Source organism: Shewanella polaris (assembly GCF_006385555.1).
GTDB classification, from domain to species: domain Bacteria; phylum Pseudomonadota; class Gammaproteobacteria; order Enterobacterales; family Shewanellaceae; genus Shewanella; species Shewanella polaris.
Genome location: NZ_CP041036.1, coordinates 3,826,403 through 3,841,221 on the forward strand (window position 1 = coordinate 3,826,403; position 14,819 = coordinate 3,841,221).

A 14,819-nucleotide genomic window follows, 5' to 3' on the forward strand; every position below is an offset into this window, starting at 1 on the left:
AATGGATACTAATAAAGGAATTATCGCCTGGTTTGCTCGCAATAGTGTCGCCGCCAACTTACTGATGGCAGCCTTGCTTATTGGCGGTTTGTTTAGTGCTGTACTGATTAATAAAGAAATATTTCCAACCTTTGAATTAAACCTTATCAATATCAATGTGGCCTACCCCGGTGCTGCGCCACAAGAAATTGAAGAAGGTATTAATATAAAAATAGAAGAAGCCATTCAAGATATCAGCGGGATTAAAAAAGTGACGTCGATTGCCAGTGACAGTGTTGGCTCGGTGACGATTGAAGTAGAAGACGGCTACGAAGTGCAACAAGTGCTAGATGAAGCTAAACTGCGTATCGATGCTATTGCGACCTTTCCAGATAACATCGAAAAACCTAATATTTACCAAATAAAGCCAGAAAACAATGTGATTTGGGTGTCTGTCTATGGCGACATGACCCTACATGACATGAAAGAAATGGCAAAAGCGATCAGAGACGATATCACCGATTTACCTGCTGTCACTCGCGCGAAAGTCACTGGTGTTCGCGACTATGAAATCGGCATTGAACTGTCTGAAGACAAGTTGCGTGAATATGGTATTACCTTTACCCAAGTCGCTTTAGCGGTGCAAAACTCATCGATTGATTTACCCGGGGGCTCTATTCGAGCCCAGGACGGTGACATCCTACTGCGCACCAAAGGCCAAGCTTATACCGCTGCTGACTTTGCCCAAATTGTGGTAGAAACTCGCGCAGACGGCAGCCGGATTATGTTACCGCAAGTTGCCACCATTAATGATGATTTTGAAGAGCGTCTAGAATACACTCGCTTTAACGGCAAACCTGCTGCCGTCATTGAAATTACCAGTATTGACGATCAAAATGCGTTAGATATTTCATCACAAGTTAAGGCCTATGTTGCCGAACGTAAAAAAAGCTTACCAAGCAATATTCAACTTGATACCTGGGGAGATTTAACTCACTACCTGCAAGGCCGTTTAAACATGATGTTGTCAAACATGTTTTATGGCGCCCTGCTGGTATTTATTATTCTGGCTTTGTTCTTAGATCTTAAGCTCGCTTTTTGGGTCATGATGGGCTTACCGGTGTGCTTTTTGGGCACCATGCTACTCATGCCACTTGAGCCGTTTAACATGTCGATTAACATGCTGACCTTATTCGCGTTTATTCTGGTGCTGGGGATCGTCGTCGACGATGCCATTGTCATCGGCGAAAGTGCCTATACCGAGTTAGAAGAAAACGGCCACTCTTTGAATAACGTGGTAAAAGGAGTACAAAAAGTGGCCATGCCAGCCACTTTTGGGGTTCTCACTACTATTGCGGCCTTTATCCCGATGATCATGGTCTCAGGACCCATGGGCATTATTTGGAAATCCATCGGTATGGTGGTGATTTTGTGTTTAGCGTTTTCGCTGATCGAATCAAAGCTGATTCTACCTGCACATTTAGCTCACATGAAAATAAAAAAACGTAAAGTACCGACACATGTATTCTCACGTATTAAATTTGCTATCAACGAATGGCTTCAGCATTTTATTCATAACACCTATCGCCACTTCCTCGAACGTTGTATTAAACATCGTTATAACGTTGTTGCGGTGTTTGTTGGAGTATTAATTCTATCGTTAGCTTTGGTGCAGAGCGGTAAAGTTCGCTGGGTTTTCTTTCCAGATATTCCATCTGACTTTATTCAAGTTCAACTTGAAATGGAAGAAGGTAGCTCTGAACAGAACACCTTAAAAGTGCTTCAACAAGTGGAAGATGCGTTGTACAAAATGAACGCCAAACTTGAAGATCAATACGGTTACCCAATGGTAAAGCACAGCTATATTGAACTAAGTTCGCGCAGCAGTGCCTTTGTGTTTACCGAGCTGACTAAAGGTGAAGACCGAGAAATAGACGGTGTGGCGATTGCTGAAGAATGGCGCAAGCAATTACCCGAGTTATTATCAGTTAAAAAGCTTAACATCAATGCCAGTACCAACGATGCTGGCGGCGACTTATCGTTCCGCTTAACAGCAACCGACTTAGACCAGTTATCTGAAGCGGCCAAAGTGCTTAAAGCTAAATTGGCCACTTACGAAGGCGTGTATGATATTACTGATAACTTCTCATCAGGTTCACACGAGATCCGCTTAAACATTCGTCCAGAAGCAGAAGCTCAAGGGCTAACATTGTCTGATTTGGCTCGCCAAGTCCGTTACGGCTTTTATGGTTATGAAGCACAACGTATTTTACGTAATAAAGAAGAAGTTAAAGTCATGGTGCGTTACCCACTAGAGCAACGTCGTACTGTGGGTGATCTTGAAAACATGCTTATCCGCACACCGTCTGGTGCCGCAGTACCATTTTCAACCGTGGCAGATATTGAGTTAGGCGAGTCATATGCGTCTATCACCCGTGTTGATGGTCGTAGAGCTATCACCATTTCGGCCAATGTGAATAAGGATAACGTTGAACCATCGAAAGTGGTCGCTGAAATTCAGGAAGATTTTCTACCTGAATTAACTGCGCGATTCCCTAAAGTGGCTTCAGCTTTGGATGGCGGCAGCTTGGATGAGCAAAATGCCATGTTAGGGTTAGCACAAGGCTTTTTCTTTGCTATGTTTACCATTTACGCCTTAATGGCTATTCCATTAAAATCGTACACTCAACCACTTATTATCATGTCGGTGATCCCGTTCGGCATGATTGGCGCCTTGTTTGGTCATTACATTCTTGGCTTATCCATGAGCGTATTAAGCTTGTGCGGTATTGTGGCGTTAGCTGGGGTAGTGGTAAACGACTCGCTGATTTTGGTCGACTTTGTTAACCGAGCACGCGAAGAAGGTAAATCGTTGATGCAGTCGGCAATCGACTCTGGTTGTTATCGCTTTAGAGCAATTATTTTAACCTCACTCACTACCTTTGTTGGCTTAGTACCGATTATTATGGAAAAAAGCTTACAAGCTAAAATTGTCATTCCAATGGCAACTTCTTTAGCGTTCGGCATTTTGTTTTCTACTGTAGTGACGCTGATTTTAGTTCCTGTGCTGTATATTATCCTTGACGATATAAAACGTACATTAAGCCGTTTTTACCTCTGGTGGTGGCAACCTAAAGCAGTTACAGAACCATTAAGTTCTGACGATCACCATTAACCACTATTGTTAATCTAAAAAAACAGTGCTAAATAAGCACTGTTTTTTTGCTTTAAAACTGCGAGCTGAGCAACATAGTTACCATCTGTATTTAGCTACAATACTGGCCATGTTCTCCATGGTAAAAACGGTTATGACCACAACCTCAGCTATGCCAACCTTAGTTTACGATATCGGCAATCACCGTTATCTCAATATTACGGCAAGATGCACATTAAGATGCCAGTTCTGCCCCAAGCATAATGGTTCGAAGCAAGTGCACGAGTACGACTTATCTCTCACTCAACGTATTACCGCAGAGGATATTATCCCCTTATTAGGTAATGTAAATGAAGTGGAAGAATACGTATTTTGCGGCTTTGGTGAACCCACTTTAAACCTTGAGTGTTTGCTTGAAGTTGCCCGAGAGATAAAAGCACAAGGTGGACACGTAAGGCTGAATACTGATGGTTTAGGTAATCACTTTCACCGTCGTAATATTTTGCCAGAGCTCAGCCAATACATAGACAGTTTATCAATTTCACTCAATGCCGATACAGCAGAAAGCTACCAACAACACTGTCGTCCCAAGCTTGAAAACTCATATGAGGCACTGCTTGAATTTATTCAACTGGCTCCTAAATATATACCTCAAGTGCAAGTGAGTGCCATTAATGGACTGGCTAATGTAAACATTGAACGTTGCCGCATTATCGCAGAACAAAACGGCGCAATATTTAAACAACGCGAGTTAGATGTCATTGGTTAAACAAACCAGATCTATTAGTGGATAGACGTTTTCGCCAAAGAAGGCTTCATGTTAGTATTGTTGCAAGAGAATGCTAAAAAAGTGGCACAATGTCTAAACACAAATCAGTGGGTTCTTCAAACACGTTATTAATTTCATCACAAGCGACTCATTGGTCTCAACAGCACATTCTTTCGCTGTTAAGCCAACTGATTATTTTATTAATTGCGGTGTTTATTATCACTAGCATGGTGGTCAATTTAGGCGAACGTCGCCTACAAGAAGATTGGGCCGACCAGCGTTACAGTGAATTACAAACAGTCGCTTCTTTGGCGTCAGACAAAGTATCATTTTTGCAATTTAGAACTCAAACCATTGCAAAAGATGAATTACTGCGGCAATACCTGCTAAACCCATCAGAAAAACTGAAATTAAAAACCATCAAAAGATGGGACTCATTAACTGAAAATATACCAGAGCTTCTTGATCTGGCATTATTTAACCCTCAAGGAGAACTTCAGTTTTCCACTACGGGGAGTTTCAATAACATGCAGCTACCAGCAACATTATTGGGCTCAAGTAAAAATATGGGTGGCAGTGATATTTACACTTCACCAATGGCATTTACTCCCATTAATGGCATATTAGAACCTTATTTTTACCAGTTATCATGGATAGAGAATCCAGACCAAAGTATTAATGGTTATTTGGTCACTTACAATTCTATTGTTAAATTACTTGAAACAATAAAACCCGCTTTTTTCAACCAAAACTCGCCATTACTGCTGCTTGATACTCAAGGCTTCCTGTATGCGGGAGCCAACCAACCTACTCCATTAAACAGCATGCCTGACACTTTAGGAGCCAGTTTAAAACAAACTAACCCCGAGTTATGGCGAGTGATGGCAATGAATAACTTTGGTCAGTTTCATAGCCAAGATTCAACTTTTGTATATTTAAAAGTTGAATTAACTAGCCAATATGAAACTAAAAGAGAATACTTTTTATTATCTTACATACGCCATGATGATATTGCAGCTCGGTATGCACAATGGCGAATGGCGATCATTATTGCGGGATGCCTAATCGCACTATTTGCTAGCTTACTGATTATATTAAGGCATCGATTTGTCCTAGAGCGACGAGCAAAACAAAATAGCGTCCAATTGAGTAACGGTCTATTTAACAACGAATTGAGCTGTTTAATTGTCAATGATAGTGGCCGCATCCAAAGTGTAAATGCTAAAGCATCTGCAGCCTTATCACTGCCAATTGATGCCCTCAAAGATCGCAGCATACAAAGAGTACTGCATCTTGATGATGATCGTTTCCATCAAATTAAAGAGGCGTTAACGCTTCATAACCAATGGCGAGGTGAAATCAATTTAGAAACACTTAATAGTAGTATGTTACAGACTCACATTCGCAACGAAAAATGCCCTAACAGTAATGAGCATTACTGGTTGGTCACATTTGAAGATATTACCGCATTAATTGATAGTCAGCGCCAAGCCTATCTCTATCACTTAATGAGCAATGGTGCAGTTGCTTCGGCGCTCACAGATGCCAATGGAGCAATCATAAAATATAATCACCAATTTGATCTGCTGATGTCTTTACACGGAGACTCTAATATTTCGCTCACCGAGTTGCTCGGTGAGGAACTGGATAATCAATGGCAAAATATTACCGCACAAATTAGTTTACAAGGTGAATGGACTGCGCAAATTATGCCATTTAACCATAGCCGTTTTACACATTGCTTAAAAACAACGTTAACAGGTCAACTTACATTTGAAGGGGATATTGAATTTCTTATTTGCACCTTTGAAGAAACGACTCCCGCGATATCAGTCCAAAACAGCAGTAATATAATAGGTCATCGCAGCGCCATTGTATTACGCTTAAACGAGCTTGAAGATTACTTTATTAATCTTAACGAGCTCACCAAAGAAAATTCAAGCTTACTGGTGATGGACATCAATCCAGAAAGCATTTTCAGCAATATGGGTAATATAAGTCAACTTGAAAAGTGCCAAAAAGACATTGAACTGCAATTACTGATTAAGTTACCACTTAATTATCAAATTGCTCAATGGCAACTTGGAAAGCTGGTCATTTTAATGCCAGAGACCAATGCGAATTCAGCACATAAATATGCCATTAATATAATGCAACGATTAGAAGAAATGAATTTAGGCGCAGGGATTAATATTGGCATAGCGAGCTATTTGCAAGCGCAAAGTTTAGATCAATATCTAGCTCATGCTGAAATAGCATTAAAACGTGCAAAGCAGTCCGTTGATCAAAATATTTGCCAAGCTTTTACTCGTTCAATTGATAATGACAACCTCCACGAAAGTGATTAACTCAAACACTTTGCGTAACGGTAAATTCTTTGCGTAACTGTAGTATGTGACTTTAAAAATTGTATTGTCGTCAGCCAAATAAATTTCGCTTATCGCGGGTTGTTAACCTAAATTAACAACCCGCGATATATTGGCAATACTCCCTCATCTTAAGCCACTCCCCTTGTATAAGCATTGTTCAATACACTATTCATGAACACGGGGATGAGGATTACTGGTAATGTCAGTAAGAATATCATCTGATTCAAGTTTAAAGGGCTGTATATTATCCGGCAGCTGACTTTCTTTAATTTCAACAATACTTGAACGATTCATTGTCACTTTAAAACGCGCATATTCCGGTTGTTTTTTACCATCACGCAACACCGCAACCAAATTAACTTGATAGCGACGCTCAACAGACTCATTACTAATATTACCTTCGTTTTCTGAATATATTTTGGCTTTCCCGCGCTCTAAATGACGAGCAAAAGGCACTAAACTGAAGTTAACTTGCTCTTGAATTTGCGAATAGTCGGCTTCAAAAGGCTTATTGGTAACCTTAGTAGCGATACGATAATGCAGCACTTCTGAGTCCACTTTGTTTTGACTATGGCGTTGCTTCATAATTTCAGTTACTACATCAGGGATATCTTGGCTGCGCATAAACTCTAGCCAAACAAGTTGTTTTGCAACCACTGTTTGGGTAGTTGTATCGCGTAAAATACGACTCCAGCGAGGACGTCCTCGTTGAATAAACCGCCACATCGCATTTCGAATGTCCTCTTTGAAAATTTCCCTGAAGCCATAAATAACAGCCAACGTGAGTAATAACGTTAAAGTCAGTTCATTAAAGAAACCTTGAGCTTTTATAATCATCGCTGACACCACCAGCATAACTAAGCCCGTAGCAATTCCTGTAACGAATTTTTTAAGCCCTACGCCTAAAGGTTTTAACTCTTCTTTTAAGACAACCCCTTGCTGAATAAGACGCCTTAACAGCAACATTTTATTAGAGATTCGGTTAGCATCTAGCTGAGTTTGCACTGAATTATATTTACGCTCTTGTTCTCGATAATGATTTTCGCCACGACATAAGCTCAACACTTTATCTTTAACATCACTATAATCAGCACTTCTAGGGCTACGAGATAATGTCTTTAATAGTTGCTGTTCGCAAAACCAAGATAAGTAATTATCAGCATGTTCGAAATAAGATTTCCACTTAGGATCACTCGGTTCATTACGACGAAACTTTTTTAACAATTGCGTCACCACATCACAAAGCTCATCCAGCTCAGGATAAAACTCACTAGGATCAGTTTTTTGATGTAATTCTTTACCATCAGTTTCAATAGCAACAGCAAATTGGTATGCGAATAAATTAAGGTATAAACGAAACTCTTCTATGGTTCGTTTATTTAAACTGATAAAACGAGACTGAACTAAAGGTAAATGAAGGCCTTTAGAATAATAAGAACGGCGTCCGAGAATACCACTGTGATAATACTCTTCTTCATCAAAGGTATGCGAACCAACACCCATTTCGGTTGGTAAATAAAAATACAGATCAAATACCCGTTGGTCTCCAGGACCCATTTGATGGCTGAATTTTATTGATAATGCTTCTTCTTGTTTTACTTTAACTTTTGCCACTATATTTGTTCACACACCTTTTTTCATCAACACAGACCCACTATACCGTAAAGGGAATATTAAGCTAAAAGTTAATTTATTCAATGAAAATTAGTCAGAACTATGTTGTTAATTTAGCTGACAAGCCCACACATTATTGCTTGGAAGAAAATCTAGCCTTGCCTTGGTTAATGTTTTATCTAAATAGCTTATCTGAATCTGTTGAGATACACCTGCCTCTGCTAGCAATTCTTCTGTAGCAATACTAAATTCGTTCTCCAAGTATGGGCGTAACAGACTGTTATCTTGCCAGTCAGTCGGTTGTAACGTTAATACTAAATGGTACGTTAATGACCCCATATCAAGTCGTTCAACCTCACCAAATAATTGCGCGATTTCTATGCCATTTGTTAATGACTGTAATCGGTAAGTTAGCTTTGCTTGATTATTTTCAATACTGAACGTTAACTCAGCATTACTTTTTTCAACGGTTAACGGTAATTCACCTAAGTGATTAAAATAACCATCAGCACGACAATCAAAATGCCATACATTAGGAGGGTTGTTAACGCGATGAAGAACATAGGTCACAGTAAACGTAATTAGCACCAAACTTAATATAAAAAAAAGTTTTCCCCTTGAGGATTGTAAAAATCTGCGTATTTTTATATGCCATAATCGAGTCATTGATCTAGCCACAAATATGTACCTTTTGCAGCCATTGCTGGGTAATAAATGGCGAACTCATGTCATCAACATTGACTTTAATACTGCTGACCACAGGTTCAATTTCACTAGAATCGATCAAAATAAAACTAATATAGTGTTGATTAGCAGATAAAGCCATTGTGATAGAATCCCAGCGTACATGGTGACACAAGCGTAATTGTGAAGCTAAGCAGTCTGCATGTAATAACACATCTTGTTGATTATCACTTCCAAACACAAATAGTCGAATAACGTGTCCATTTTGCGTTAACACTTGCCGCAATACATCTGCCTGTGTAAACAGAGGGGGATTAAGATTTGAGTAAACAAATAATAATGCACTTAAGAGAATAACGATAATAAATAGATACTGACCGGAAGAGAGTAGTCGATTAGGTAACTCCAATATTTTAGTACGCTTATTCATCGCTGTAGCGTATAGAACCACCCCTTGATCAGGCACATATTCAATCATATTCACATGACGTTGACACAAATAATTAATAATTTTACTGATAATATCCAGTAGTTCAGAATGAGGTATTTGCTGAGGACTGTCGCCAGATATTGCGACAGTTTGAAGCATAGAGAGAGGAACCACTTGGCCGCGATGCAGAGCCAACTGATTTAAGACCCAGTATTCATGATCATTTAAATGCCACTGGGTCGCCGTGGTCTGGTCGATCAGCATACGTTCTGTATTGTCGAACCAACAACATCCTAATTGCATCGCACTGTCTCAGTGTATCGACTGATAAAAAAAGTATACTCTCAAAAGAAGCGCTAAATGGATTCCTTGGTCACGATCTTGTGGATAAGATTATTATTTGTGAGCGAGTCCGCGAATAGTACGATTTTTATGCGCAAAGTATAATTGCATGATAACGAATATAAAAATCGCAAATTTCATTATTATTGTTACAGTGATTGAGATAGAAATGGTTCATTTCATTTGAATCAAACTATAAAAGAACACCTCATAGTATCAATTCTTGGATAGAAATAAGTATTAATTATAATAACTCTATAACGAATGAATTGTAGAACGAATAATCGTAGCCGTGATCGCTGCATTGGCAATAATAAGCCCTTCACTATCCAGTGACTAGGTTAGTACAATGGGGAAAAGTCATTAATATATAAATAAAGTGGTGAGAGAGTTAGTGATGTATAAGCTAAATATTACACTTATTTTAAATCAGCCATAAAAAAAGCTGGCAGAGCCAGCATTTTTATACTTACATTCTAGGTTACATAATTTATGCAGCTAACTCAAAATGAATATAATAATGTCATGTTTGTTTCTGTATCAGTGCTTTCTTTATCATCAAGCGGTTCACTGTTATAACGAACAATAACGGCAAATTTCATCGCTAGAGCACCAACAATATTTGCAGTTAATGAGGTTTCAGAACGAGCATCTAATTTACTCCCCCAATCGGCAATAAATTTCTGCTGGAACTTAGATGAATCACTGATCTTGGTTTGGAAATCAATCACCGCGTGAGCAACAACGCTGTCGTCGCTATCATAACCTTCCGCCAGTGCTGATTCGTCATCAAGTTGTTGATATATATAACCAGGACCCGCTTCTGCTTTTAACGACATTCTATCGGTATCAATAAAACGGTGACCATAACCAGCTGAAGTCGTTGAAGTGAAATCATAACCAGTAAATGGATCCACTTCATAGTTAGTATTAGCAAATAAATAGCTCACATCATTAATTTGATAGTCGCCTTGTACACCAAGAAAATAACGCTTTGCAGTCACTTCATCAGTATCTTCTTTGTACAGTCCTTCTAATACATACTCGTTTTCCCAGTCACCTAATTCTTGTTTTAACGCGAAGCGCGCTTTAAACGAAGAAGTATCAGTATTACCAGTGGTTAAAGTCGCACCTAATTCTGCTTCACCAGCAAGAGTGGCATCACCTTCAACAAACTCACTTCCAGCATGTGCTGCAAATGGCATGGTTAGTGTAATAGCTGCAGTAAGTAGCAGTTTTTTCATGTCATTTCGTCCTTTATTTACGATTTACAAACCTAATGTGGGGTCATGCGCTTAAAATTCCCACGCATACTAACACTTTGCCCGCAGAATTGAAAAAATAGTCATACCGCTAAGCGCTAAGCAACAAGGATCTTAGCTTGCCAACGGCCACAGCGCCAATGCCATATCATTGACACCCCCCTAACCCATTCATCAAGCGCTAAGGCGGCCCAAACACCCAATAAACCATACTCTAAGTGGATCCCCGAGATAATAAGCACCTGGTACCGCAATATGACTCATGGTTTATCATAAAAGTGTTAATTGCTGCCGTTAAAAAGTGTAAAGCAAAATCGATGAATAGTGGCCAAGTCAGTAAAATAACGATAAAGGTGTATTTGGCTTAACAGCCCCTAGTAATTCAACTATTAAGATGGCTAACAGCATAAAGGTTACATCAGTAAGCTATGATATTTAGGGGCAATTTTTAAGGCGAGGATAATGCTAGATAGCGTTTAAAAAACAATATTTTTTCGTTATTTATTGACAAAAAAATCAGCTCATTCAAAAAATGAGCTGATTTGCTTTTTTAACGTAAAACTGGCTTACATGATTTTAGGGTCAAGTTCACCAGATTGATAAGCTTTATACATTGCTTGCAGTGATTTAGGCTTAATTTTAGAGCCCATCCCCGCACAACCAAATGCTTCATAACGAGTTGTACAAATGTCAGCCATTGCTTCCATTGACGCTTTTAAGAATTTACGCGGGTCAAATTCTGCTGGATTTTCGGCTAAGAATTTACGTACTGCACCCGTTGATGCTAAACGTAAATCCGTATCAATGTTCACTTTACGAACACCGTGCTTAATACCTTCAACAATTTCTTCTAACGGTACACCGTAAGTTTCTGGTATTTGACCACCATATTTGTTGATGATCTGCAGCCATTCTTGTGGTACTGAAGACGAACCGTGCATCACTAAGTGCGTATTAGGGATACGCGCATGGATTTCTTTAATACGATCAATACGTAACACATCACCAGTAGGCTTACGGCTAAACTTGTAAGCACCATGGCTAGTACCAATAGCAATAGCTAATGCGTCAACATGGGTATCAGCAACGAAACGCGCCGCTTCTTCAGGGGTGGTTAGCATTTGATCCATACTAAGGGTACCAACAGCACCAATACCATCTTCTTCGCCTGCTTGGCCTGTTTCTAAACTGCCTAAACAACCAATTTCACCTTCAACCGACACACCACAAGCATGAGCAAAAGCGACAGTACGACGAGTCACATCAACGTTGTAGTCATAAGATGCAGGTGTTTTACCATCGGCCATAAGTGAGCCATCCATCATTACTGATGACATGCCTAACTGGATCGAACGCTGACAAATATCAGGGTCAGTACCATGGTCTTGATGAATACACACAGGAATATCAGGATACTGCTCAAGCGCAGCTGCCATAAGATATTTTAGAAACTGTGGACGAGCATATTTACGTGCACCAGCAGATGCTTGCACAATTACAGGGCTGTCTGTTGCTTCAGCCGCTTGCATAATTGCGCGCATTTGCTCAAGGTTATTTACGTTAAATGCAGGGACGCCATAATCATGCTCAGCAGCATGATCAAGTAGTTGTCGTAGAGAGATAAGAGCCATTTCGTTCTCCATTAATAGGGTGATTACTCACCTAGGTCGCTATCGTTTGGACGGATTGTTAACTCTGCGACAACCTAATTCCATTAGGCTGTAACAGAGCATTTTTTATAATAATTATTATTAGGTTTTACGGTAAAATACTTGATGCGTGAACTAACCGCCACGTTTTTCAAGCATTGCAACTGCAGGCAACTCTTTACCTTCTAAAAACTCAAGGAAAGCGCCACCACCAGTAGAGATGTAAGATACTTTGTCAGCAATATTATATTTATCTACTGCGGCTAAGGTGTCGCCACCACCAGCAATAGAAAATGCTTTTGACTCCGCAATAGCTTGTGCTATGCGTTTAGTACCTTCACCGAATTGATCAAACTCAAACACACCCACTGGACCATTCCAGACGATAGTGCCGGCTTGTTCAATAATTTTTGCCAATACTTCAGCACTCTCAGGGCCGATATCAAATATCATATCACTGTCAGTGACATCACTCACCGATTTCAGCGTAGCAACAGCCGTAGGGCTAAATTCGCTTGCCACGACCACATCAGTAGGGACAGGAATATCACCACCGCGACTTCGAGCATTGGCCACAAGACGCTTTGCTTCTTCCACTAAGTCAGCTTCATACAATGATTTACCGACATTATAACCCGCAGCTGCAATAAAGGTATTGGCAATACCACCACCCACAACAAGCTGGTCAACCTTGGTTGACAGGCTTTCAAGTACGGTTAACTTGGTTGACACTTTTGATCCACCAACAATTGCCACCATTGGACGAGCTGGATTATGAAGCGCTTTACCTAATGCATCTAATTCTTGGGCTAATAACGGACCCGCACAGGCTATAGGAGCATAAACTCCTACGCCGTGAGTCGACGCTTGAGCGCGATGAGCGGTACCAAATGCATCCATGACATACACATCACATAAGGCAGCCATTTTTTTAGATAACGTCTCATCGTTTTTACCTTCACCAATATTAAAGCGAACGTTTTCAAATACGACGACTTCACCCACATTTACCTCAACGCCATCAAGATAATTACTCACCAAGCGTACAGAGCAATCAAGGGCTTTGGCCAAATATTCAACCACAGGTTTCATTGAATACTCTGGGTTAAACTCACCTTCGGTAGGGCGACCCAAATGCGACATCACCATGACTGCCGCACCTTTTTTGAGTGCTAGTTTAATAGTAGGTAATGAAGCTCGTAAACGCACATCACTGGTTACTAAACCATCGCTGACAGGTACATTTAAATCTTCACGAATAAGCACACGCTTATTTTGTAGATCTAAATCTGTCATGTTAATAATTGCCATAATTAGCAGTTCCTTTTTAAGTTAATACGAAATCTTACTGCGCAACCGGCTTACCCCATTGCGACATAATTGATGTTATTGGTCCGATTTTGCTTGGATCATCGCTAAACTGGTATCCAGCATGCGGTTAGCAAAACCCCATTCGTTATCGCACCATAATAATAATTTGACCAAGTGGCCGGCACTAACACGGGTTTGAGTACCATCAACAATACTTGAACGGGGGTCGTGGTTAAAGTCACACGATACTAATGGTTCGTCAGTGTAACCCAAAATACCATTAAAACTGCCGTTTGATGCACGCTCTAGCACACTGTTGATTTGCTCGATATTGACTTTTTTAGCAAGTGTGACAGATAAATCGATCGCGGTAACATTAATGGTAGGCACCCGAACAGATATAGCTTCAAATTTATCCTTCATGTGCGGCAGAATACGCTCAATGCCTCGGGCTAATTTAGTATCTACCGGAATAATTGATTGGCCAGCTGCACGAGTTCGACGCAGATCATCATGATAAGCATCAATCACCTGCTGATCATTCATCGCCGAGTGAATAGTCGTAATAGCGCCACTTTTGACTTTAAAATGTTTATCCAACACATCAATAACCGGGACAATACAGTTGGTAGTACAAGAAGCGTTAGAAATAACGGTATGTTCTGCACGTAGTAGGTCATGATTAACACCATAAACAATGGTGCCATCAACGTCTGCAGAAGAAGGATTGCTAATGAGTACTTGTTTAGCGCCTGCATGAATGTGTGCTTCGCAAGCTTGGCGATCAACTAAACTGCCGGTGGCTTCATAAACGATATCAATATCGAGTTCTGCCCATGGCAATAAACTCGCATCCGCTTGATTGAGCAGCTGTATGCTGTCATCACCAATCAATAACTTGTCACCGTCGAGTTTAATCTTGTGCTTAAAACGGCCATGAGTGGTGTCATATTGAGTTAAATGACAAATGGCTTCTGGCTTTGCTAACTCATTGATCGCCACTATTTGAATTTGTTGACGTTTACCCGATTCATACAAGGCACGAAGTATTGAACGGCCAATTCGGCCATAACCATTAATTGCAACTCGAATCATTTAGGGTCCAGAGTAATTAACCAAAGCACTTATTATTGAGTCAGTTATAAATAAAACACTGAAACATTAGCGACTTAAATATATTACTTTACGTGAATTAAAGACATAAAAAAACGGCCTACAAGAGTATTGCAGGCCGTTATTATACAGATTAAACACCT

Annotated in this window: 11 protein-coding genes; 3 read left to right on the forward strand and 8 right to left on the reverse strand. The window is 40.0% G+C overall.

Features of this window, described 5'->3' with window-relative positions; all coding sequences use genetic code 11:
- The first annotated feature begins 1 nt into the window (after window position 1).
- From FH971_RS16615 to FH971_RS16625, 3 genes are all read left to right on the forward strand, one after another.
- Entirely contained in the window at window positions 2–3,154 is a 3,153-nt protein-coding gene (locus FH971_RS16615; RefSeq protein WP_140235073.1) for an efflux RND transporter permease subunit, read from the forward strand.
- Between the two features lie 133 nt (window positions 3,155–3,287).
- The gene (locus FH971_RS16620; protein WP_140235074.1) at window positions 3,288–3,902 is read left to right on the forward strand and encodes a TatD family nuclease-associated radical SAM protein; all 615 of its coding nucleotides are present in this window, start codon (window positions 3,288–3,290) and stop codon (window positions 3,900–3,902) included.
- Between the two features lie 89 nt (window positions 3,903–3,991).
- Window positions 3,992–6,250: a PAS domain-containing protein gene (locus tag FH971_RS16625; protein ID WP_140235075.1), complete on the forward strand. Its 2,259-nt coding sequence runs from the start codon at window positions 3,992–3,994 to the stop codon at window positions 6,248–6,250.
- A gap of 186 nt (window positions 6,251–6,436) precedes the next feature.
- Here the strand turns inward: FH971_RS16625 and FH971_RS16630 are convergent, their stop codons facing one another.
- The 8 genes from FH971_RS16630 to epd form a co-directional block, all read right to left on the reverse strand.
- Complete coding sequence (locus FH971_RS16630) at window positions 6,437–7,885, reverse strand: hypothetical protein (protein WP_137225674.1); 1,449 nt, start codon at window positions 7,883–7,885, stop codon at window positions 6,437–6,439.
- A gap of 108 nt (window positions 7,886–7,993) precedes the next feature.
- Window positions 7,994–8,455: a hypothetical protein gene (locus FH971_RS16635; RefSeq protein ID WP_140235076.1), complete on the reverse strand. Its 462-nt coding sequence runs from the start codon at window positions 8,453–8,455 to the stop codon at window positions 7,994–7,996.
- Window positions 8,456–8,555: 100 nt separating this feature from the next.
- Window positions 8,556–9,302, reverse strand: coding sequence for a hypothetical protein (locus FH971_RS16640; protein WP_167496046.1), 747 nt, complete (start codon window positions 9,300–9,302; stop codon window positions 8,556–8,558).
- A gap of 542 nt (window positions 9,303–9,844) precedes the next feature.
- The gene (locus FH971_RS16645) at window positions 9,845–10,585 is read right to left on the reverse strand and encodes a DUF481 domain-containing protein (RefSeq protein ID WP_137225668.1); all 741 of its coding nucleotides are present in this window, start codon (window positions 10,583–10,585) and stop codon (window positions 9,845–9,847) included.
- Window positions 10,586–10,701: 116 nt separating this feature from the next.
- On the reverse strand, window positions 10,702–10,857 hold the full coding sequence (locus tag FH971_RS16650) for a hypothetical protein (protein WP_206194430.1): 156 nt from the start codon (window positions 10,855–10,857) through the stop codon (window positions 10,702–10,704).
- Window positions 10,858–11,169: 312 nt separating this feature from the next.
- Window positions 11,170–12,234 (reverse strand): class II fructose-bisphosphate aldolase, encoded by a 1,065-nt coding sequence (gene fba / locus FH971_RS16655; RefSeq protein ID WP_137225665.1) that lies wholly within the window; start codon window positions 12,232–12,234, stop codon window positions 11,170–11,172.
- Between the two features lie 153 nt (window positions 12,235–12,387).
- The gene (locus tag FH971_RS16660) at window positions 12,388–13,563 is read right to left on the reverse strand and encodes a phosphoglycerate kinase (protein ID WP_140235078.1); all 1,176 of its coding nucleotides are present in this window, start codon (window positions 13,561–13,563) and stop codon (window positions 12,388–12,390) included.
- A gap of 75 nt (window positions 13,564–13,638) precedes the next feature.
- Window positions 13,639–14,658 (reverse strand): erythrose-4-phosphate dehydrogenase, encoded by a 1,020-nt coding sequence (gene epd / locus FH971_RS16665; protein WP_140235079.1) that lies wholly within the window; start codon window positions 14,656–14,658, stop codon window positions 13,639–13,641.
- Window positions 14,659–14,819 lie beyond the last annotated feature (161 nt).

What these genes read in the sequence shown, in the direction of transcription:
- fba (WP_137225665.1), bottom strand. Translation starts at nt 12,234, where the DNA reads ATGGCTCTTATCTCTCTACGACAACTACTTGATCATGCTGCTGAGCAT.
- FH971_RS16640 (WP_167496046.1), bottom strand. Translation starts at nt 9,302, where the DNA reads ATGCAATTAGGATGTTGTTGGTTCGACAATACAGAACGTATGCTGATC.
- FH971_RS16620 (WP_140235074.1), top strand. Translation starts at nt 3,288, where the DNA reads ATGACCACAACCTCAGCTATGCCAACCTTAGTTTACGATATCGGCAAT.
- epd (WP_140235079.1), bottom strand. Translation starts at nt 14,658, where the DNA reads ATGATTCGAGTTGCAATTAATGGTTATGGCCGAATTGGCCGTTCAATA.
- FH971_RS16645 (WP_137225668.1), bottom strand. Translation starts at nt 10,585, where the DNA reads ATGAAAAAACTGCTACTTACTGCAGCTATTACACTAACCATGCCATTT.
- FH971_RS16615 (WP_140235073.1), top strand. Translation starts at nt 2, where the DNA reads ATGGATACTAATAAAGGAATTATCGCCTGGTTTGCTCGCAATAGTGTC.
- FH971_RS16625 (WP_140235075.1), top strand. Translation starts at nt 3,992, where the DNA reads ATGTCTAAACACAAATCAGTGGGTTCTTCAAACACGTTATTAATTTCA.
- FH971_RS16660 (WP_140235078.1), bottom strand. Translation starts at nt 13,563, where the DNA reads ATGGCAATTATTAACATGACAGATTTAGATCTACAAAATAAGCGTGTG.